The 20,369-nt window shown below is 69.9% G+C and carries 15 protein-coding genes; 1 reads left to right on the forward strand and 14 read right to left on the reverse strand.

Features of this window, described 5'->3' with window-relative positions; all coding sequences use genetic code 11:
* Nucleotides 1–10 precede the first annotated feature (10 nt).
* The 11 genes from ACGF5T_RS13155 to ACGF5T_RS13205 all read right to left on the reverse strand — a co-directional run bounded on the left by ACGF5T_RS13155 (nucleotide 11) and on the right by ACGF5T_RS13205 (nucleotide 16,177).
* On the reverse strand, nucleotides 11–1,714 hold the full coding sequence (locus tag ACGF5T_RS13155) for a trypsin-like serine protease (protein ID WP_392887807.1): 1,704 nt from the start codon (nucleotides 1,712–1,714) through the stop codon (nucleotides 11–13).
* Between the two features lie 228 nt (nucleotides 1,715–1,942).
* The gene (locus ACGF5T_RS13160) at nucleotides 1,943–3,883 is read right to left on the reverse strand and encodes a TIGR03960 family B12-binding radical SAM protein (RefSeq protein ID WP_361016432.1); all 1,941 of its coding nucleotides are present in this window, start codon (nucleotides 3,881–3,883) and stop codon (nucleotides 1,943–1,945) included.
* 108 nt (nucleotides 3,884–3,991) lie between these two features.
* Nucleotides 3,992–5,191, reverse strand: coding sequence for a rod shape-determining protein RodA (rodA, locus tag ACGF5T_RS13165; protein ID WP_366767799.1), 1,200 nt, complete (start codon nucleotides 5,189–5,191; stop codon nucleotides 3,992–3,994).
* Nucleotides 5,188–7,479: a penicillin-binding protein 2 gene (gene mrdA, locus ACGF5T_RS13170; protein WP_356603383.1), complete on the reverse strand. Its 2,292-nt coding sequence runs from the start codon at nucleotides 7,477–7,479 to the stop codon at nucleotides 5,188–5,190. The genes rodA and mrdA overlap by 4 nt, the downstream gene beginning before the upstream one ends.
* A gap of 105 nt (nucleotides 7,480–7,584) precedes the next feature.
* Nucleotides 7,585–8,256, reverse strand: a complete 672-nt coding sequence (gene mreD, locus ACGF5T_RS13175; RefSeq protein ID WP_356603385.1) for a rod shape-determining protein MreD — start codon at nucleotides 8,254–8,256, stop codon at nucleotides 7,585–7,587.
* Between the two features lie 13 nt (nucleotides 8,257–8,269).
* Nucleotides 8,270–9,322, reverse strand: coding sequence for a rod shape-determining protein MreC (gene mreC / locus ACGF5T_RS13180; RefSeq protein WP_366767800.1), 1,053 nt, complete (start codon nucleotides 9,320–9,322; stop codon nucleotides 8,270–8,272).
* A gap of 200 nt (nucleotides 9,323–9,522) precedes the next feature.
* Nucleotides 9,523–10,542, reverse strand: a complete 1,020-nt coding sequence (locus ACGF5T_RS13185) for a rod shape-determining protein (protein WP_030381728.1) — start codon at nucleotides 10,540–10,542, stop codon at nucleotides 9,523–9,525.
* 319 nt (nucleotides 10,543–10,861) lie between these two features.
* Complete coding sequence (gene ndk / locus ACGF5T_RS13190) at nucleotides 10,862–11,275, reverse strand: nucleoside-diphosphate kinase (protein WP_356603389.1); 414 nt, start codon at nucleotides 11,273–11,275, stop codon at nucleotides 10,862–10,864.
* A gap of 193 nt (nucleotides 11,276–11,468) precedes the next feature.
* Entirely contained in the window at nucleotides 11,469–11,825 is a 357-nt protein-coding gene (locus ACGF5T_RS13195) for a DUF4233 domain-containing protein (RefSeq protein WP_361016441.1), read from the reverse strand.
* A 7-nt stretch (nucleotides 11,826–11,832) separates the two neighbouring features.
* A complete protein-coding gene (locus ACGF5T_RS13200; protein WP_366767801.1) occupies nucleotides 11,833–13,356 on the reverse strand; it encodes a folylpolyglutamate synthase/dihydrofolate synthase family protein in 1,524 nt (507 codons plus the stop codon).
* A 196-nt stretch (nucleotides 13,357–13,552) separates the two neighbouring features.
* On the reverse strand, nucleotides 13,553–16,177 hold the full coding sequence (locus tag ACGF5T_RS13205) for a valine--tRNA ligase (RefSeq protein WP_356603395.1): 2,625 nt from the start codon (nucleotides 16,175–16,177) through the stop codon (nucleotides 13,553–13,555).
* Between the two features lie 137 nt (nucleotides 16,178–16,314).
* Between ACGF5T_RS13205 and ACGF5T_RS13210 the strand changes: the two genes are divergently transcribed.
* Nucleotides 16,315–17,280 (forward strand): hypothetical protein, encoded by a 966-nt coding sequence (locus tag ACGF5T_RS13210; RefSeq protein ID WP_356603397.1) that lies wholly within the window; start codon nucleotides 16,315–16,317, stop codon nucleotides 17,278–17,280.
* 74 nt (nucleotides 17,281–17,354) lie between these two features.
* On the opposite strand, the gene clpX is transcribed toward ACGF5T_RS13210, so the two are convergent.
* The 3 genes from clpX to ACGF5T_RS13225 form a co-directional block, all read right to left on the reverse strand.
* Nucleotides 17,355–18,641, reverse strand: coding sequence for an ATP-dependent Clp protease ATP-binding subunit ClpX (gene clpX, locus ACGF5T_RS13215; RefSeq protein ID WP_356603399.1), 1,287 nt, complete (start codon nucleotides 18,639–18,641; stop codon nucleotides 17,355–17,357).
* 191 nt (nucleotides 18,642–18,832) lie between these two features.
* On the reverse strand, nucleotides 18,833–19,513 hold the full coding sequence (locus ACGF5T_RS13220; RefSeq protein WP_356603401.1) for an ATP-dependent Clp protease proteolytic subunit: 681 nt from the start codon (nucleotides 19,511–19,513) through the stop codon (nucleotides 18,833–18,835).
* A gap of 82 nt (nucleotides 19,514–19,595) precedes the next feature.
* Nucleotides 19,596–20,201, reverse strand: a complete 606-nt coding sequence (locus ACGF5T_RS13225; protein WP_053142395.1) for an ATP-dependent Clp protease proteolytic subunit — start codon at nucleotides 20,199–20,201, stop codon at nucleotides 19,596–19,598.
* Between the last annotated feature and the right edge of the window lie 168 nt (nucleotides 20,202–20,369).

The following is a 20,369-nucleotide window of genomic DNA, read 5'->3' on the forward strand; positions in this document are numbered from 1 at the left end:
CCGGATGCGGTCAGGTGAGTTCGCTGCGGGACCAGGTCCAGCTGCCGCCGGCGGCGCTGTCCCACCGGCGCACCGGCGCACCGAATCCGGCACCGCTGCTCGTCAGCGTCCACAGCGCCGTCCGGTTGGCACCGTCGGTGCCCTGACCGTTGTCGTACAGCACGCCCACGTCAGTGCGGCCGTCACCGTCGAAGTCACCCGACGTCACCTTGGACCGCTCCCAGTCCCAGCTGATCGACCCCGCACTGTCCCACCGGCGCACCGGCGCACCGAACCCGGCACCGCTGCTCGTCAGCGTCCACAGCGCCGTCCGGTTCGACCCGTCGGTGCCCTGACCGTTGCCGTACAGCACGCCCACATCAGTGCGACCGTCACCGTCGAAGTCACCCGACGTCACCTTGGACCGCTCCCAGTCCCAGCTGATGGTGCCGGCGCTGTCCCAGACCTTCTCGGGCCTGCCGAAGCCGGTGCCGCTGCTGGTCAACGTCCACAGCGCGGTGCGGTTGGTCCCGTCGCTCCCCGCGCCGTTGCCGTACAGCACGCCCACGTCGTCCCGGCCGTCCCCGTCGAAGTCGCCGGTGACCACCTTGGACCGGCTCCACTCCCAGCTGATCGACCCCGCGCTGTCCCAGACCTTCACGGGCCTGCCGAAGCCGGTGCCGCTGCTGGTCAACGTCCACAGCGCGGTGCGGTTGGTCCCGTCGCTCTGGCGGCCGTAGTCGTAGAGCACGCCGACGTCGCCGTCGCCGTCACCGTCGAAGTCGCCGGTGAACGCCTTGGACCGGCTCCAGTTCCAGCTGCCTCCCGTGGCGCTGTCCCACACGCGCACGGGGCTGCCGAAGCCGGTGCCGTTGCTGGTCAGCGTCCACAGGGCGGTGCGGTTGGTCCCGTCGGTGCCCTGACCGTAGTCGTAGAGCACACCCACGTCGCCCCGGCCGTCTCCGTCGAAGTCGGCGGCGGGGGTCCTCACGGCGTTCCGGGCGACCCAGTCGCGGACGTCGTCGACGCGCGCGGCGACCGCGCCGGCGGAGGTGCCCTCCGCGGAGTCGACACCGAAGCAGCCCACCTGGTTCGAACGGCTGCTGACCGCGACGAGCGCGGGGCGGCCGTCGACGGTCCGCAGGACGGGGCCGCCCGCGTCGCCCTGGCAGACCGAGGCGCCGTCCTTGCCGCTCAGGGCCAGGTCGGCGCCGTCGACGGCGGTGACGGCGAAGGTGCCGGTGTGCCGGTCGAGCGGCACCCACTCGGTCGCGGTGCGACCATGACCGGCGACGGTGAGGTCCTGCCCGGCGACGGGCGCCGCGGTGGCGAGGGCGACGGGGGCCACCCCGCGCACGGGCTGCGCCAGGCGGGCCAGCACCAGGTCGCGCTCGCCGTGCGGGCGGAGCTCCAGGACGGCCCTCTGCACCCCGCCCACGGTCGCGACGGTCTTCAGCCGGGGCGCACCGGCCGGGACGGAGAGGTCGGCGGCCGGGTTCTCGGCGAAGCAACTGGCGGTCGTGAGCACCCACTCGGGCGAGACCAGCGAGCCCGAGCAGCCCCGCTGGTGGTCACCGACCACCAGCCGGGCGGTGAAGCCCAGGTCGGCGTCGGTCGAGGGCCGGCCGACCAGAGCCTGCGCAGGCGTGAGGCTCAGGAACAGCGGCACCGCGCCGAGCAGCACGGCTGCCCGTCTGAGCCGGCGCGGGCGTGAAGCGGTCGTGCGTACGTTCATGGCGATCCTAGGAGTCGGTCTCGGGAACTGGCTCGAAGGTTGCGGTACGCCGAGTGCTCTTCACATGCCGGGCCGTGTTCTTCGCCCCACGTCGGCGAAGAACACCCGATACCCGCCCCCGCGGCCATCTAAGACCGTGCTTCATGATCCGTCCACGGGACGAACCACCCAAACTGACAGTACGTCACACCCGGGGCATGACGTACGTCACCTGCACTCCACCCGCCGTTACTTGACCGTCAACGGCAGCAGCTTCTTGCCGGTCGGACCGATCTGGATCTCCGTGTCCATCGCGGGGCACACCCCGCAGTCGAAGCACGGGGTCCAGCGGCAGTCGTCGACCTCGGTCTCGTCGAGGGCGTCCTGCCAGTCCTCCCAGAGCCACTCCTTGTCGAGGCCGGAGTCGAGGTGGTCCCAGGGCAGGACCTCCTCGTAGCCGCGCTCACGGGTGGTGTACCAGTCGACGTCGACGCCGAAGGGCTCCAGGGCCTTGTCGGCGCAGGCCGTCCAGCGGTCGTAGGAGAAGTGCTCGCGCCAGCCGTCGAAGCGGCCGCCGTCCTCGTAGACGGCGCGGATGACGGCGCTCATGCGGCGGTCGCCGCGGGAGAGGAGGCCCTCGATGATGCCGGGCTTGCCGTCGTGGTAGCGGAAGCCGATGGAACGGCCGTACTTCTTGTCGCCGCGGATCTTGTCGCGGAGCTTCTGCAGGCGGGCGTCGGTCTCCTCGGAGGAGAGCTGCGGGGCCCACTGGAAGGGGGTGTGGGGCTTGGGGACGAAGCCGCCGATCGAGACGGTGCAGCGGATGTCGTTGGAGCCGGAGACCTCGCGGCCCTTCTGGATCACGCGGGTGGCCATGTCGGCGATCTGGAGGACGTCGTCGTCGGTCTCGGTCGGCAGGCCGCACATGAAGTACAGCTTCACCTGGCGCCAGCCGTTGCCGTAGGCGGTGGCGACGGTGCGGATCAGGTCCTCCTCCGAGACCATCTTGTTGATGACCTTGCGGATGCGCTCGGAGCCGCCCTCGGGGGCGAAGGTGAGGCCCGAGCGGCGGCCGTTGCGGGTCAGCTCGTTGGCCAGGTCGATGTTGAAGGCGTCGACGCGGGTGGAGGGGAGGGACAGGCCGATCTTGTCCTCCTCGTACCGGTCCGCGAGGCCCTTGGCGACGTCGGCGATCTCCGAGTGGTCCGCGGAGGAGAGGGAGAGGAGGCCGACCTCCTCGAAGCCGGTGGCCTTCAGGCCCTTCTCGACCATGTCGCCGATGCCGGTGATGGAGCGCTCGCGCACCGGGCGGGTGATCATGCCGGCCTGGCAGAAGCGGCAGCCGCGGGTGCAGCCGCGGAAGATCTCCACCGACATGCGCTCGTGGACGGTCTCGGCCAGCGGCACGAGGGGCTGCTTGGGGTAGGGCCACTCGTCGAGGTCCATGACGGTGTGCTTGGAGACACGCCACGGCACGCCCGAGCGGTTGGGGACGACGCGGGCGATACGGCCGTCGGGGAGGTACTCGACGTCGTAGAAACCGGGGACGTACACCCCGCCGGTCCTCGCCAGGCGCAGGAGGAGCTCCTCGCGGCCGCCGGGGCGGCCCTCGGCCTTCCAGGCGCGGATGATGGCGGTGATCTCCAGGACGGCCTGCTCGCCGTCGCCGATGACCGCGCAGTCGATGAAGTCGGCGATCGGCTCGGGGTTGAAGGCCGCGTGGCCGCCGGCCAGGACGACCGGGTCGTCGATGCCGCGGTCCTTGGCCTCCAGCGGGATGCCGGCCAGGTCGAGGGCGGTCAGCATGTTCGTGTAGCCCAGCTCCGTGGAGAAGGAGAGGCCGAACACGTCGAAGGCGCCCACGGGGCGGTGACCGTCCACGGTGAACTGCGGGACGGAGTGCTCCCGCATCAGCGCCTCCAGGTCCGGCCACACGCTGTACGTGCGCTCGGCGAGGACGCCCTGCTGCTCGTTGAGTACCTCGTAGAGGATCATGACGCCCTGGTTGGGCAGACCGACCTCGTAGGCGTCCGGGTACATCAGAGCCCAGCGGACGTCGCAGGATTCCCAGTCCTTGACCGTGGAGTTGAGCTCTCCGCCGACGTACTGGATCGGCTTCTGCACATGCGGGAGCAGCGCTTCGAGCTGCGGAAACACGGAAGACACAGACTCGGCGGCTTCGGCAGGCATCTCACGGAACCTTCGTGTGCTGACAAGGGGGACCATCCAGCCTAACCCGGCTGGACGGTCCCCCTTACCGCTCGTTGCCCGCACCGCCCGTCCCCCGGGTCTCCCCGGCTAGGCGGACATGGGTCTCTGCACGGTGATCGACTGGAGGAGCCCCACCGCTATCCACACGGCGAACATGGAGGAGCCGCCGTAGGAGACGAAGGGCAGGGGCAGGCCGGTGACCGGCATGATGCCGAGCGTCATGCCGATGTTCTCGAAGGTCTGGAAGGCGAACCAGGCGACGATCCCGGCGGCGACGACCGTCCCGTACAGGTCGGTGGTGTCGCGGGCGATCCGGCAGGCGCGCCACAGGACCACGCCGAGCAGGACGACGATGAGCCCGGCGCCGAGGAAGCCCAGTTCCTCACCGGCGACGGTGAAGACGAAGTCGGTCTGCTGTTCCGGTACGAACTGGCCGGTGGTCTGCGAGCCGTGGAAGAGGCCGGAGCCGGTCAGGCCGCCGGAGCCGATGGCGATGCGTGCCTGGTTGGTGTTGTAGCCGACGCCGGCGGGGTCGAGTTCCGGGTTGGCGAAGGCGGCGAAGCGGGCGATCTGGTAGTCGTCCAGGATGCCGAGCTGCCAGACCGCGAGCGCGCCGGCGGTCCCGGCGCCGAGCAGGCCGAAGATCCACCGGTTGCTGGCTCCGGAGGCGAGCAGCACGCCCAGCACGATGATGACCATGACCATGACCGACCCGAGGTCCGGCATGAGCATCACGATCAGCATCGGCACGGTGGCGAGGCCGAGAGCCTGGAGCACGGTCCGCTGGTCCGGGTGCGGCCGGTCCCCCGCGTCGACGCGGGCGGCCAGCAGCATCGCCATGCCCAGGATGATCGTGATCTTCACGAACTCCGAGGGCTGGAGGGAGAAGCCGCCGGGGAGCTTGATCCAGGAGTGGGCGCCGTTGATCGTGGAGCCGAGCGGGGTGAGCACCAGCAGGATCAGGAAGACGGACGCGCCGTACAGCAGCGGTACGGCGGTGCGCAGGGCACGGTGTCCGATCCAGACGACGCCGACCATCAGGGCGAGCCCGATGCCGGTGTTCAGCAGGTGCCGGGTGAGGAAGTAGTACGGGTCGCCCTGGTTCAGCTCGGTGCGGTTGCGGGTGGCCGAGTAGACGAGCAGGGAGCCCATCAGGGAGAGGGCGACGGCGGCCAGCAGTATCGGCCAGTCGAGTCGCCGGGCGAGGGAGTCCCGGGCGAAGAGCCGGGTCCATCCGGCCTTCTTGGGTCCGTACCCGGAGACCTGGAAGCTGTTGGCTCCGGTCATGCGCGCGTCCTCCGACTTCCGCTGGCGCCCGTCCCGCCGCGCCGGCCACCGCCGCCGCGCCGCCGGTGGCGGCGGGTGGCGCGGTTGTCGCCGGTCTGCGTCGGCGGGGTCGTTCCCTGCTGCTGTTCCTCGACGGGGGCGTACTCGTCCTCGGGGGAGGCCTTCTTCTCCGGCAGCAGGTCCTTGACGGCGTCCTTGGACATCTTCGGGGCGGGGATGGTGCCGTCCGCCTTGATCGTCGGCAGCTTCGCCTGCGGCCGGGGCAGCAGCGCCTTCTTCTGGTCGATGTCGCCCTCGTCCGAGACGCCGTAGAGCGCGTCGTAGATGTTGCGGACGGCGGGGCCCGAGGCGCCGGAGCCGGTGCCGCCCTGGGAGATCGTCATGACGATCGCGTAGTCGTCGGTGTAGGTGGCGAACCAGGAGGTGGTCTGCTTGCCGTGGACCTCGGCGGTGCCGGTCTTGGCGTGCATCGGGATCTTGTCCTGGGGCCAGCCGCCGAACCGCCAGGCGGCGGTGCCGCGGGTGGCGACGCCTTCGAGGGCGTCGTCCATCTTGGCGAGCGTGGTCTTGCTTATGGGCAGCTTGCCGTGCGCCTTGGGCTCGATCTCGTCGACGTGCTTGCCGTCGGGGCTGATGACCGCCTTGCCGATGGTGGGGTCGTACAGCGTGCCGCCGTTGGCGATGGCTCCGTAGATGGTGGCCATCTGGATGGGGGTGACGAGGGTGTCGCCCTGGCCGATGGAGTAGTTGATGGCGTCACCGGCGCGCATCTTGTTGCCTTCGAGGCAGCCTTCGTAGGCGAGCTTCTCGACGTAGGAGCCGTCCTTCTTGCCCGTCTTGCACCAGGCGTCCTTGTTGGCCTCCCAGTAGTCCTGCTTCCACTGGCGGTCGGGGACGCGGCCGGTGACCTCGTTGGGGAGGTCGATGCCGGTCTCCTTGCCGAGGCCGAACTGGTGGGCGGCCTTGTAGAAGTAGTCGTTCGGCTTCTTGGGGTTGGTGCCGCCGTCCTTCTTCCACTCCTCGTGGGCGAGGCGGTAGTAGACGGTGTCGCAGGAGAGTTCCAGGGCGCGGCCGATGCTGATGGAGCCGTAGCTGGCGGACTCGAAGTTCTTGAAGACCTGGCCGCCGACGGAGTACGAGCTGGAGCAGTCGTAACCGCCGTCGAAGTCGTAGCCGGCCTCCACGGCGGCGGACGAGGAGACCACCTTGAAGATCGAGCCGGGGGCCGCCTGGCCCTGGGTGGCCCGGTTGAGCAGCGGGTAGTTGGACTCCTTGCCGGTGAGCTTCTTGTAGTCCTTGGCGGAGATGCCGCCGACCCAGGCGTTGGGGTCGTACGTCGGGTTGGAGGCCATGGCGACGACGCGGCCGGTCTTGGCCTCCATCACCACGACGGCGCCGGCGTCGGCCTCGTAGAGCCGGTTGGTGTTGCGGTCCATCTCCTTGCGCGCGGCCTTCATCGCCTCGTTCAGCTCGTACTCGGCGACGCGCTGGACGCGGGCGTCGATGCTGGTGACGAGGTTGGAGCCGGGCACGCCGGGGTCGGACTCGGCCTCGCCGATGACGCGGCCGAGGTTGTCGACCTCGTAGCGGGTGACGCCGGCCTTGCCGCGCAGCGCCTTGTCGTACTGGCGCTCGATGCCGGAGCGGCCGACCTGGTCGGAGCGGAGGAAGGGCGAGTCGGTGTCCTTGGCCTTCTCGATCTCCTCGTCGGTGACCGGGGAGAGGTAGCCGAGGACCTGTCCGGTGTTGGCCTTGCCGGGGCTCGCGTAGCGGCGTACGGCCATGGGTTCGGCGGTGATGCCGGGGAAGTCCTCGGCGCGCTCGCGGATCTGGAGGGCCTGCTTGGCGGTGGCCTCGTCGGTGACGGGGATGGGCTGGTAGGGCGAACCGTTCCAGCAGGGCTGGGGGGTCTCGGCGTCGCAGAGCCGGACCTTGTCCATGACGTCCTTGGGCTTCATGCCGAGGACGCCGGCGAGCTTGGTGAGGACGGCCTCGCCGTCGTCCTTCATCTTCAGCAGGTCGGTGCGGGAGGCGGAGACCACGAGCCGGGTCTCGTTGTCGGCGAGCGCCACGCCACGCGCGTCCAGGATGGAGCCGCGGGGCGCGGGCTGGACGACCTGCTGGACGTGGTTGCCGGAGGCCTCCTTGGCGTACTCGTCGCCCTGGCGGATCTGGAGGTACCAGAGCCGGCCGCCGAGGGTGCCGAGGAGGGAGAGGACCAGGACCTGGATGACGACGAGCCGGATCTGGACGCGGGTGCTGCGGCCGGTCTCGGGGATGTTAGTCATGGGCGCGGCCCGTTCCGTTCGGGGTGGCGGTGGGCGACGGGTGGGCGTTCGTCACTGCTGCCGCCTCCCCCTGGCCCCGTGTGCTGGTCGTGTGCTGCCGCGTCCTCACAGTCGCTTGACCCCCTTGATGCGTCCGGCGCGGGCCACCCGGGCCCGGGCCGCCTTCACCCGCAGTCCGTTGCGCTGGTTGCCGATGCGCAGCCCGGTGCCTCCGGAGAGCCAGCCGGAGGAGATGTCGGGCTTCTGGCCTGCGGAGCCGGCCTCGGCCAGCGGGTCGTTCTCGGCGCGTCTGGCGAGGGCCATGATGCCGGGGACGACGAAGGGCGCGAGCAGCAGGTCGTAGAGGGCCGCCGTGAACAGCAGGCTGGGCAGGCCGACGTGGCGGGCGGCGGTGTCACCGACGAGGGCGCCGACGCCGGCGTAGAGCAGGGTGGTGCCGAGGGCGGCGACGACCACGACGACCATGGGCCCGGTGGCGGACCTGAGCCGGCCGTTCTCCGGCTTGGCGAGGCCGGCGAGGTAGCCGATGACGCAGAGCACCAGGGCGTAGCGGCCGGCGGCGTGGTCGGCGGGCGGGGCGAGGTCGGCGAGGAGTCCGGCGCCGAAGCCGACGAGGGCGCCGCCGACGTGGCCGTAGACCAGGGCGAGGCCGAGGACGGTGAGCAGGAGCAGGTCGGGGACGGCGCCGGGCAGGTGCAGGCGGGCGAGGACGCTCACCTGGAGCACCAGGGCGACGACGACCAGGGAGGCGGACAGCAGGATCCGGTTGACGCGCATGGGGTGAGAACTCCTACTGCTCGGTCTGCTCGGACTGCTGGTTCTGCCCGGTCCCGCCGTCTTGGGCCTGGCCGTCCTGCGTCTGGCCGTCCTGCGTCTGGCCGTCCTGCGTCTGGCCGTCTGGGGCCTGACCGTCCTGGGCCTGGCCTTCGGGGTCGGCTCCGGGGGTCACGGTCACCGTGACGGTCGGCGTGGGCTTCGGCTGCTTCTTCTCCGGGAGCACCGTGTCGCGCGGGTCCTTCTGGGGGGCCTGGACGACGACGCCGACGATGTCGAGCTTGGTGAAGCTGACGAACGGCGTGACGTCGAGGATGCGGGTCAGGTCGCCGCCGGAGGGGTCGACGCGGGAGACGATGCCGACGGGGACGCCCGGCACGAACGGCTTGTCGGCCTGGGACCCGAAGGTCACCAGCCGGTCGCCCTTCTTGACGTCGGCCTTGCCGTTGAGGAGTTCGACGCGCAGCGGGCGCCCGCCCTGGCCCGAGGCGAAGCCGAGTTCGTCGCCGGCCTCCATGCGGGTGCCGACGGTGAAGTCGGGGTCGTTGGCGAGCAGCACGGTGGCGCTGTTGGGGCCGACGGTGGTCACCCGCCCCACCAGACCGTCGCCGTTGAGGACGGTCATGTCGCGCTTGATGCCGTCGTTCGCGCCGACGTCGATGGTGACGGTCCAGGAGAAGCCCTGGGCGGCTCCTATGGCGATGACCTGGGCGCCCTTGATGCCGTACTGGCCGGCGCCGGCGAGTCCGAGCATCTTGTCGAACTGCTTCAGACGGCTGCGGCCGCGCTCGTCGCTGCCGAGTTTCGCCTTCAGGGCCGCGTTCTGCGTCTCCAGCGCGGCGAGCCGGTCGTGGCGGTCGCCGGAGTCGCGGACCGCGGAGACCGCGTTGCCGACCGGGTCGACGGCTGAGGAGACCCCGTTCTCGATCGGGCCGAAGACCGAGGCCGCGGCCTGCCGGGCACCGTCGACCGGTGAGTCCTCCCCGCCGCGGATGTCCACCGTGATCAGTGCGAACGCGATGGCGATCAGCAGCACCAGGAGCAGCCGGCTCTCTTTCGTGTCCCTCACGTGCGGCGGCCGTGCCTTCCTCGTCGAAATTCGGGAATCTCCGAATTTACGTGGCGGTGTTCAGGAATTCAGATGTCTCGGTGGGTGCGGTGCTCGGGGCGGTCGCGCCGCACTCGCCGTGCTTGTGTACTGAAGCCTCTATATCAACGATCCGCCGCACGAGAGGAGATCGTCTCGTACGGCGGAACCGAAGCGTTACGTCATCTGCGGGGCTGGGCGTCCAGCACCTGCTGGAGCGCCTCGAACTCCTCGACGCACTTGCCGGAGCCGAGCGCCACGCTGTCCAGCGGGTCCTCGGCGATGTGGATCGGCATCCCGGTCTCCCGGCGCAGCCGCTCGTCGAGCCCGCGCAGCAGCGCGCCGCCGCCGGTCAGGACGATGCCCCGGTCCATGATGTCGCCGGACAGCTCCGGCGGACACTTGTCGAGGGTGGTCTTGACGGCGTCGACGATCGCGTTGACCGGCTCCTCGATCGCCTTGCGCACTTCGGCGGCGGAGATGACGACGGTCTTGGGCAGCCCGGAGACGAGGTCCCGGCCGCGGATTTCGGTGTGCTCGTCGGAGTCGAGGTCGTACGCCGAACCGATCGTGATCTTGATCTGTTCGGCCGTGCGCTCACCCAGCAGAAGGCTGTACTCCTTCTTGACGTGCTGGATGATCGCGTTGTCCAGCTCGTCACCCGCGACGCGGATGGACTGGGCGGTGACGATGCCGCCGAGCGAGATGACCGCGACCTCCGTGGTGCCGCCGCCGATGTCGACCACCATGTTGCCCGTGGCCTCGTGGACCGGCAGGCCGGAGCCGATGGCCGCGGCCATGGGCTCCTCGATGATGTGCACCTGACGGGCGCCGGCCTGGGACGACGCCTCGATGACGGCGCGGCGCTCGACGCCGGTGATGCCCGAGGGCACACAGACGACGACCCGCGGACGAGCCAGATAACGCCGCTTGTGGATCTTCAGGATGAAGTAGCGGAGCATCCGCTCGGTGATCTCGAAGTCGGCGATGACGCCGTCCTTCAGCGGGCGCACGGCGACGATGTTGCCCGGCGTGCGCCCGATCATCTTCTTCGCTTCGGCGCCGACCGCGAGGATGCCACCGGTGTTGGTGTTGATCGCGACGACGGACGGCTCGTTGAGTACGATCCCGCGACCCCTGACGTACACCAGCGTGTTGGCGGTCCCGAGGTCGACAGCCATGTCACGGCCGATGAACGACATTGAGTTCCCCATCAGGATTCGACTGGCCTTCCCAGGAGCTTTTGAGGGCTTTTCAGGTAGGCGAAGTGGGTGCAGTGACGCGTGGAGGCTTCCATCGTAGACGCGCTTTCGCGAACACTGCGCGAGGGTCTTCGCCATTGTCAGCAGATGGCGCCTCGCCTCGCTTGTGGAGACGGGCCAACGGGGGCATCCGTTCCCCCGATCAGGCGCGCATATGCCACAGGGCGGTCGCTTTTACGCGACCGCCCCGGTGCGCTGCGGGCCATTCGGCTGACGCGGCGTCAGAAAAAAGATGGGTCCGGCGTGTCCGGCGGGAGGCTCAGACCCGGCCCGGGAAGAAGATCTTCAGCTCGCGCTCGGCGGACTCCTCGGAGTCGGAGGCGTGGATCAGGTTCTCCCGGACGATCACGCCGAAGTCACCGCGGATGGAGCCGGGGGCGGCGGCGATGGGGTCGGTCGGACCGGCCAGCGCCCGCACGCCCTCGATGACCCGCTCGCCCTCGACGACCAGGGCGACGACCGGACCGGACGCCATGAACTCGACCAGCGGCTCGTAGAAGGGCTTGCCCTTGTGCTCGCCGTAGTGCTGCTCCAGCGTCTCGGCGTCCAGGGTGCGCAGTTCCAGCGCGGTGATCTGCCAGCCGGCCTTGCGCTCGATACGGCTGATGATCTCGCCGGTCAGGCCACGACGGACGGCGTCGGGCTTGAGGAGGACGAGGCTGCGCTGGGTCACGACGGGCTCCCTTGAGGTGTGCGGTGGTGCGGCGTGATGACTGAGGTTACCGGGCGTGTCGCGGCGCCTGTCACGCAGCGTCAGCCGACCACCGGACAGCACCCGCGACGGCCGGGCGCACGGCATGGCCGGGCGCACGGCGACGGGAGGGAACCGCCCGCCGCGGCCGACGGCGGCGTCCGGCCGGGACCGCTCAGGCGGCGTCCGGGGCGGAGCCCTCGGCCTGGGCGGCGAATCTCGCCTTCGCCTCGTCGATCTTCCGCCCGTAGTGCACGGAGGCCCACCACAGGGCCGCGAAGATGGCGCCGAGGAAGAACATGGACGGCACGACGAAGCCGGAGGCGATCAGGGCGATCTGCAGGGCCCAGCCGAAGGCGATGCCGCCCGGCCGGGTCACCACGCCGCACAGCGCCACGCACAGGAACATCGCGATGCCGCTGACCGTCCACACCGTCCCCACGGCCAGGTCCGGGTCCTTCATGGCGACCAGACCGGCGAAGCCGATGACGAAGAACTCGCCGATCAAGGTCGAAGCACAGAGCGTACGCACGTGGATCTCAGCCCTTCCCCAGCAGCAGCCGGGCCTCGCCGACGGTGATGACGGAACCGGTGACGAGCACACCGCCGCCCGCGAACTCGCCCTCCTCCTCGGCCAGCGTGATCGCGGCCTCCAGGGCGTCCGGCAGTCGCGGCTCGACCTGGACGCGGTCCTCGCCGAACACCTCGACGGCGATCCCGGCCAGCTCGTCGGCGTCCATCGAGCGGTGGCTGGAGTTCTGGGTGACGACGACCTCGGCGAAGACCGGCTCGAAGGCCTCCAGGAGGCCGCGCACGTTCTTGTCGCCGCTGGCGCCGACCACGCCGATGAGGCGGCTGAACTGGAAGGCCTCCCCGATCGCCTCGGCGGTGACGCGGGCCCCGGCCGGGTTGTGCGCGGCGTCGAGCACCACGGTGGGCGAGCGCCGCACCACCTCCATCCGCCCCGGTGAGGCGACGGCGGCGAAGGCCTTGCCCACGGTGTCGACATCCAGCGGCTCGGGGCGCTGCGCGCCGACGCCGAAGAACGCCTCGACGGCGGCCAGCGCGACCGCCGCGTTGTGGGCCTGGTGGGCGCCGTGCAGCGGCAGGTAGAGGTCGGTGTACTCGCCACCGAGGCCGCGCAGGGTCAGCAGCTGTCCGCCGACGGCGACCTCCCGGGCGACGACGCCGAACTCCAGCCCCTCGCGGGCCACGGTGGCGTTGACGTCGACCGCCTTCTTCAGCATGACCTGCGCCGCGTCCACCGGCTGCTGGGCCAGGATCACGGTGGCGTCCTGCTTGACGATGCCGGCCTTCTCGGTGGCGATCGCGCCGGGCGTCTCGCCGAGCCGGTCGGTGTGGTCCAGGTCGATGGGGGTGACGACGGCGACGTCACCGTCGATGACGTTGGTGGCGTCCCAGGAGCCGCCCATGCCGACCTCGACGACGGCCACGTCGACGGGTGCGTCGGCGAAGGCCGCGTACGCCATGCCGGTCAGCACCTCGAAGAACGACAGCCGGTAGTCCTGCTGCGCGTCGACCATCTCGACGTACGGCTTGATGTCCTGGTACGTCTCGATGAACCGCTCGGCGGCGATCGCGGCGCCGTCCAGGCTGATCCGCTCGGTGATCGACTGCACGTGCGGCGAGGTGTACCGCCCGGTGCGCAGCTCGAAGGCGCCGAGCAGGGCCTCGATCATGCGGGCGGTGGAGGTCTTGCCGTTGGTCCCCGTGATGTGGATGGACGGGTACGAGCGCTGCGGCTCCCCCAGCACGTCCATCAGGGCGGCGATGCGGGCGACGGACGGCTCCAGCTTGGTCTCGCCCCAGCGGGTGGCCAGCTCCGTCTCCACCTCGCGCAGCGCCCTGTCCACCTCGGGGTCCTCGGGGCGCGCGGGCACGTCGGCCTGCGGGGGCCCGCCCTGGGTGCGCAGGGTGCGGCTGCCGGCCTCGATCACGGCGAGGTCGGGGTCGCGGGTGGTCTCCGCCGCGATGATCTCGTCGAAGGACTCGGTGGGGTCAGCGGGGTCGGGCTGGTCGTTCTCGCCGGGGATGTCGCTCACGGGGACAGTCTACGGAGGCCTGCCGACAGGGCGCCCACGGAGTGGGGTGGCCCGGGTCTCGCGGCGAGCGCGGCGTCGTCGTGGCTGGTCGCGCCCGCGTGGCGGAGCCGTACGTCGAAACAGCCCCGCGTCCCTGGGGACGCGGAGGCTCCCGGTGCCGTGACGGCACCGGGAGCCTCCGCGGACGTACCGGCGGCTACGCCTGCGGCAGCTTCTCCAGCTGGGCCTGGATGCGGGCGATGTCCTCGTCCGCCTTGGCCAGCCGGCCCCGGATCTTGTCCACGACGTGGTCCGGCGCCTTGGCGAGGAACGCCTCGTTGCCGAGCTTCCCGTTGGCCTGCGCCTTCTCCTTCTCCGCGGCGGCGAGGTCCTTGGCCAGCCGCTTGCGCTCCGCGGCGAAGTCGATGACCCCGGAGAGGTCGAGGGCGACCTCGACGCCCGCCACCGGCAGGGTCGCCGTCGCCGTGAAGGCGTCGCCCTCCGGCTGGAGACGGAGCAGCTGGCGGACGGCCGCCTCGTGCGCCGCGAGCGCGCTGCCCGCGAGCGTCAGCCGGGCCGGGACCCGCTGGCCGGGCTGGAGGCCCTGGTCGGCACGGAACCGGCGGACCTCGGTGATCACCGACTGGACGGTCCCGATCTCGCGCTCGGCGTCGGCGTCCCGGAAACCGGAGTCGGTCGGCCACTCGGCGATCACGACGGACTCACCGCCCGTGAGGGTGGTCCACAGGGTCTCCGTGACGAAGGGGACGACCGGGTGCAGCAGCCGCAGCGTGACGTCGAGGACCTCGCCGAGGACGCGCTTGCTGACCTCGGCGGCCTCGCCACCCGCCTGGAAGGTGGTCTTGGACAGTTCGACGTACCAGTCGAAGACCTCGTCCCACGCGAAGTGGAACAGGGCGTCGGAGAGCTTCGCGAACTGGTAGTCCTCGTAGAACGCGTCGACCTCGGCGACGACGGAGTTCAGCCGGGACAGGATCCACCGGTCCGTGGACGACATCCTCGACGCGTCCGGCAGCGGACCCTCGACCGTCGCGCCGTTCATCAGCGCGAAGCGGGTGGCGTTCCAGATCTTGTTGGCGAAGTTCCGGGAGCCCTGGACCCAGTCCTCGCCGATCGGGACGTCGACGCCCGGGTTGGCGCCGCGCGCGAGGGTGAAGCGCAGGGCGTCGGAGCCGTACTTGTCCATCCAGTCCAGCGGGTTGACCACGTTCCCGAAGGACTTGGACATCTTCTTGCCGTTCTGGTCACGGACCATGCCGTGCAGGGCGATGGTGTGGAACGGCGGGGTGCCGTCCATCGCGTAGAGGCCGAACATCATCATCCGGGCGACCCAGAAGAAGAGGATGTCGTAGCCGGTGACCAGGACGGAGTTCGGGTAGAACTTCGCGAGCGAGTCGGTCCGCTCGGGCCAGCCGAGGGTGGAGAACGGCCACAGGCCGGAGGAGAACCAGGTGTCCAGGACATCGGAGTCCTGGTGCCAGCCCTCGCCGCTCGGCGGCTGCTCGTCGGGGCCGACGCAGACGATCTCGCCGTTCGGCCCGTACCAGACGGGGATGCGGTGGCCCCACCACAGCTGGCGCGAGATGCACCAGTCGTGGAGGTTGTCGACCCAGTCGAAGTACCGCTTCTCCATCTCCTGCGGGTGGATCTTGACCTTGCCGTCGCGGACGGCGTCACCGGCCGCCTTGGCCAGCGGGCCGACCTTGACCCACCACTGCATGGACAGGCGCGGCTCGATGGTGGTCTTGCAGCGCGAGCAGTGGCCGACGGAGTGGACGTAGGGCCGCTTCTCGGCGACGATCCGGCCCTCGGCGCGCAGCGCGGCGACGATGGCGGAGCGGGCCTCCAGCCGGTCCAGGCCCTGGAAGGGGCCGTGGACGGTGATGACGGCGTGCTCGTCCATGACCGCGATGGCGGGCAGGTCGTGGCGCTGGCCGATCTCGAAGTCGTTCGGGTCGTGGGCGGGCGTCACCTTGACGGCGCCGGTGCCGAACTCGGGGTCGACGTGCTCGTCGGCGACGACCGGGATGGAGCGGTCGGTCAGCGGCAGCTTGATCAGCTTGCCGACCAGGTGCTTGTACCGCTCGTCCTCCGGGTGGACGGCGACGGCGGTGTCACCGAGCATCGTCTCGGCACGGGTGGTGGCGACGACGATGGTCTCGTCCCCGTCCCCGTACTTCATCGAGACCAGCTCGCCGTCGTCGTCCTGGTACTCGACCTCGATGTCGGAGATGGCCGTCAGGCAGCGCGGACACCAGTTGATGATGCGCTCGGCGCGGTAGATCAGCTCGTCGTCGTAGAGCCGCTTGAAGATGGTCTGGACGGCCTGGGACAGGCCCTCGTCCATGGTGAAGCGCTCACGCGACCACGCGACACCGTCACCGAGACGGCGCATCTGCCCGCTGATCTGCCCGCCGGACTCGCCCTTCCACTGCCAGACACGCTCGACGAACGCCTCCCGGCCGAGGTCGTGCCGGGACTTGCCCTCCTTGGCCAGCTCCCGCTCGACGACGTTCTGCGTGGCGATGCCGGCGTGGTCCATGCCGGGCTGCCACAGCGTCTCGTAGCCCTGCATGCGCTTGCGGCGGGTCAGGGCGTCGATGAGCGTGTGCTCGAAGGCGTGCCCGAGGTGCAGGCTGCCCGTGACGTTCGGCGGCGGGATGACGACGGTGTACGGAGGCTTCTCGCTCTGGGCGTCCGCCTCGAAGTAACCCCGTTCTACCCAGCGCTCGTACAGCTTCCCCTCTACCTCGGCCGGCGTGTACTGGGTCGGCAGTTCGGTCGTGGGCGCTGCTTGCGGCTGCTGAGTGTTCTCGGTCACGGGGGTCAGTTTACGGGCGTCACGACCGTGTCCCGAAACGCGTTTCGTTTGTAACGGTGCGGCCCCCGGTGGCTGCGGCCGGCCCTGGCTGCGTCAGGATGTCAGGACCACGTAAGCATCTGGAGGGGAACCCAGTAATGAGTCACAACCAGCCGGGCCCGTACGGCGGGCAGCCTCAGCAGCCCGGACCGTACGGCCAGCAGGGGCCGTACGGCCAGCAGCCGCCGCAGGCCCCCCAGCCCGGCTATGGCTACCCCCAGCAGACGCCTCCCCCGCAGCCGGGCTACGGCTACCCGCAGCAGCCCCAGCAGGGCGGCGTCCCGCCGCAGGCCCCGCCCTACGGCCAGCAGCCCCCGTACGGCCAGCAGCCTCCCTACGGCCAGCAGCCCTACGGCATGCCCCAGCCCCCGGCCCCGGGCGGCGGCAAGAAGAAGATGGGCCTGATCATCGGCGCGGTCGCCGTCGTGGCGGCGATCGGCGTCGGTGCGTACTTCGTCCTCGGCTCCAGCGGTGGCGGCGGCTCGGACATCGCCGACGACGGCCCGCACAAGCTGACGACGCCGGCGACGGTGCTCACGGACTACACGAAGTCCGAGGGCGGCGGCAGCACCATGGACGAGAGCGACATGAAGGACGCCGAGTCGTGGGGGGTGAAGGACGCCAAGGACGCCAGCGCCGCCTACGAGGCGAAGAACGAGGAGAACCCGCTCGCCACCAAGCAGCTCATGTTCGCCGGCGTCTACGGCACCATCGACGACCCGGAGAAGACCGTCGACGCGATGTTCGCGCACATGAAGAAGGAGAGCGAGAAGGGCGGCGGCGACGAGGACGTCACGCTGCAGGGCGACCCGAAGGAGTACAAGCCGGACTCCCTGGACGGCGCGATCGTCAAGTGCCAGGAGGCGGAGTACAACAACCCCTCCGGCGGTGCGAACGAGCCCAAGAAGATGAACATGACCTACTGCATCTGGGGCGACCACAGCACGCTCGGCTGGGTCATGCCGATGGACCTCCTCGACATGGCGGCGGGCAAGGGCGGCGACCCGGAGAAGGCGGCGGACCTCACCGCCAAGCTCCGCAAGGAAGTCCGCGTCAAGGCCTGACGCCGGAGTACGGCAACGCGGAAGGGGCCCGGTCGCTCGACCGGGCCCCTTCCGCGTGCGTGCGTACCGTGCGGCTACGCCGTCTTCTGCTCGCCCGGGCCCCGCCCTCGCGAATCGCGGGGGATGAGCGTCGGGTTGACGTTGGAGAGGACCACGTCGGCCGTGATGACGACGCGGGCCACGTCCTTGCGGGACGGGACCTCGTACATCACGCCCTGGAGGACTTCCTCCATGATGGCGCGCAGGCCGCGGGCGCCGGTCTGGCGGAGGATGGCCTGGTCGGCGATGGCCTCCAGCGCCTCGCGCTCGAAGTCCAGCTCCACACCGTCGAGTTCGAAGAGGCGCTCGTACTGCTTGACCAGCGCGTTGCGCGGCTCGACCAGGATCTGGAGCAGGGCCTCGCGGTCGAGGTTGTGGACCGAGGTGATGACCGGGAGCCGGCCGATGAACTCGGGGATCATGCCGAACTTGACCAGGTCCTCCGGCATGACCTGCTCGAACTGGTCCTTGGACTCGATCTCCCGCTTGGAGCGGATCGTCGCGCCGAAGCCGATGCCCTTGGCTCCGGCCCGGCCCTCGATGATCTTCTCCAGGCCCGAGAACGCACCGCCCACGATGAACAGGACGTTCGTCGTGTCGATCTGGATGAACTCCTGGTGCGGGTGCTTGCGGCCGCCCTGCGGCGGGACGGAGGCCGTGGTGCCCTCCAGGATCTTCAGCAGGGCCTGCTGGACGCCCTCGCCCGACACGTCACGCGTGATGGAGGGGTTCTCACTCTTCCGCGCGACCTTGTCGATCTCGTCGATGTAGATGATCCCGGTCTCGGCCTTCTTGACGTCGTAGTCAGCGGCCTGGATCAGCTTCAGCAGGATGTTCTCGACGTCCTCGCCGACGTACCCCGCCTCGGTGAGCGCCGTGGCGTCGGCGATCGCGAACGGGACGTTCAGCATGCGCGCGAGGGTCTGGGCGAGGAGGGTCTTGCCGGAGCCCGTGGGACCCAGCAGGAGGATGTTGGACTTCGCCAACTCGATGGCGTCCTCGCGGCCTTGGGCGCCGCCGTTCTCGCCGGCCTGGACCCGCTTGTAGTGGTTGTACACCGCGACGGAGAGGGCCTTCTTGGCCGCCTCCTGGCCGACCACGTAGCCCTCGAGGAACTCGTAGATCTCGCGGGGCTTCGGGAGCTCCTCCCAGCGCACCTCGCTGGTCTCCGCGAGCTCTTCCTCGATGATCTCGTTGCAGAGATCGATGCACTCGTCGCAGATGTAGACACCGGGCCCTGCGATGAGCTTCTTGACCTGCTTCTGGCTCTTCCCGCAGAACGAGCACTTGAGCAGATCGCCGCCGTCACCGATGCGTGCCACGGTGTGCTTCCCCTTCGCCTGGGAGACTCCCGAACGTCGACGTCGCGTCGCCGTCCACGGGACTCCTGGTGCTGCCTTATGTCCGACGGTACCTTGCCGGGCCCCCCGTCCGGGCCCCCCTTGGCACGGTTCGCTTTGACGTGAATCGCGTCAAACCATGCCAAGGAGCGGCAGACGATACAGCCTCCCGCCTAGCGGAGAGAGGAGTTGTCCATCTTCCGGGTGGTGATGATCTGGTCGATCAGGCCGTAGCTCAGCGCGTCCTCGGCCGTGAGGATCTTGTCGCGCTCGATGTCCTCGCGGATCTTCTCGACCGGCGTGGTGGAGTGCTTGGCCAGCATCTCCTCCAGCTGCGAGCGCATCCGCAGGATCTCGTTGGCGGCGATCTCCAGGTCGGAGACCTGACCGCGGCCGGTCTCGCTGTAGGGCTGGTGGATCAGGACGCGGGCGTTCGGCAGCGCCATGCGCTTGCCCGGGGTGCCCGCGGCCAGCAGGACGGCGGCGGCGGAGGCGGCCTGGCCCATGCAGACCGTCTGGACGTCCGGCTTCACGTACTGCATCGTGTCGTAGATGGCGGTGAGCGCCGTGAAGGAGCCGCCGGGGCTGTTGATGTAGACCGAGATGTCCCGGTCGGGGTCCATCGACTCCAGGCACAGCAGCTGCGCCATGACGTCGTTGGCGGAGGCGTCGTCGATCTGGACGCCGAGGAAGATCACGCGCTCCTCGAAGAGCTTCGCGTACGGGTCGTACTCGCGGACGCCCTGGGAGGTGCGCTCGACGAAGCGGGGGATCACGTAGCGGGACTCGGCCGAGGGGCCGGTGTACTCGGCGCGGGCGCGGTCGTACAGGCCGCTGCCGGGAAAGTCGTTCACAGTGTCTCCTGGAAAGGGGCTGAGGCGGTCGGCTGAGGCCGGCTGGGGCGCGCTGGGGCCCCCGCTGGGGCCCGCAGAGGGCTCAGGCGCCGGTACCGCCGCCGCCCGGCATGCCGGCGGCCGTGGGGATCACGTCGTCGATGAGGCCGTACTCCTTGGCCTCGAAGGCGTCGAACCAGCGGTCGCGGTCCGAGTCGCGGGTGATCTGCTCGATCGTCTGGCCGGTGTGCTGGGCCGTGAGCTCGGCCATGCGCCGCTTGGTGTGCAGCAGCCGCTCGGCGTGGATCTTGATGTCCGAGGCCGAACCGGCCAGGCCGGCGGAGGGCTGGTGGATCAGGATCTCGGCGTTCGGCAGGGCGAAGCGCTTGCCCGGGGTGCCCGCGCTGAGCAGGAACTGCCCCATGGAGGCGGCGAGGCCCATGGCGATCGTCACCACGTCGTTCTTGATGAACTGCATGGTGTCGTAGATCGCCATGCCGGCCGTGATCGAACCGCCCGGGCTGTTGATGTACAGGAAAATGTCCTTGTCCGGGTCGGCGGCAAGGAGCAGCAGCTGTGCGGTGATCTTGTTGGCAATGTCGTCGTCGACCGGCTGGCCGAGGAAGATGATCCGCTCGCCGAGCAGTCGGTTGTAGACCTGGTCGCCGAGGCCGCCACCGATGGAGGGCTCGCCGGCGGCTGAGGGCATCAGATTCGTCACGTATCCACCTGCTCGTCTTACGACGGCGCCGGGCCGTCTCACGTTTCCCTGCGGGGCTGGAGCCGCTTTCGGGGACTCCCCTGCCCTCGTATTCATGGACCCTAACGCGGTGGGCCTGCGGCGCCATCCCGGTTCTGCGGGTGTTCGCCGGGGGCG

The organism is Streptomyces sp. NPDC047853 (genome assembly GCF_043204535.1).
Taxonomy (GTDB): Bacteria; Actinomycetota; Actinomycetes; order Streptomycetales; family Streptomycetaceae; genus Streptomyces.

Coding starts and splice junctions, on each gene's coding strand:
- rodA (WP_366767799.1), bottom strand. CDS start 5,191: ATGACCGGAGCCAACAGCTTCCAGGTCTCCGGGTACGGACCCAAGAAG.
- mreD (WP_356603385.1), bottom strand. CDS start 8,256: ATGCGCGTCAACCGGATCCTGCTGTCCGCCTCCCTGGTCGTCGTCGCC.
- ACGF5T_RS13185 (WP_030381728.1), bottom strand. CDS start 10,542: ATGTCGTTCATCGGCCGTGACATGGCTGTCGACCTCGGGACCGCCAAC.
- mrdA (WP_356603383.1), bottom strand. CDS start 7,479: ATGACTAACATCCCCGAGACCGGCCGCAGCACCCGCGTCCAGATCCGG.
- ACGF5T_RS13210 (WP_356603397.1), top strand. CDS start 16,315: ATGAGTCACAACCAGCCGGGCCCGTACGGCGGGCAGCCTCAGCAGCCC.
- ACGF5T_RS13225 (WP_053142395.1), bottom strand. CDS start 20,201: ATGCCCTCAGCCGCCGGCGAGCCCTCCATCGGTGGCGGCCTCGGCGAC.
- ACGF5T_RS13155 (WP_392887807.1), bottom strand. CDS start 1,714: ATGAACGTACGCACGACCGCTTCACGCCCGCGCCGGCTCAGACGGGCA.
- ACGF5T_RS13160 (WP_361016432.1), bottom strand. CDS start 3,883: ATGCCTGCCGAAGCCGCCGAGTCTGTGTCTTCCGTGTTTCCGCAGCTC.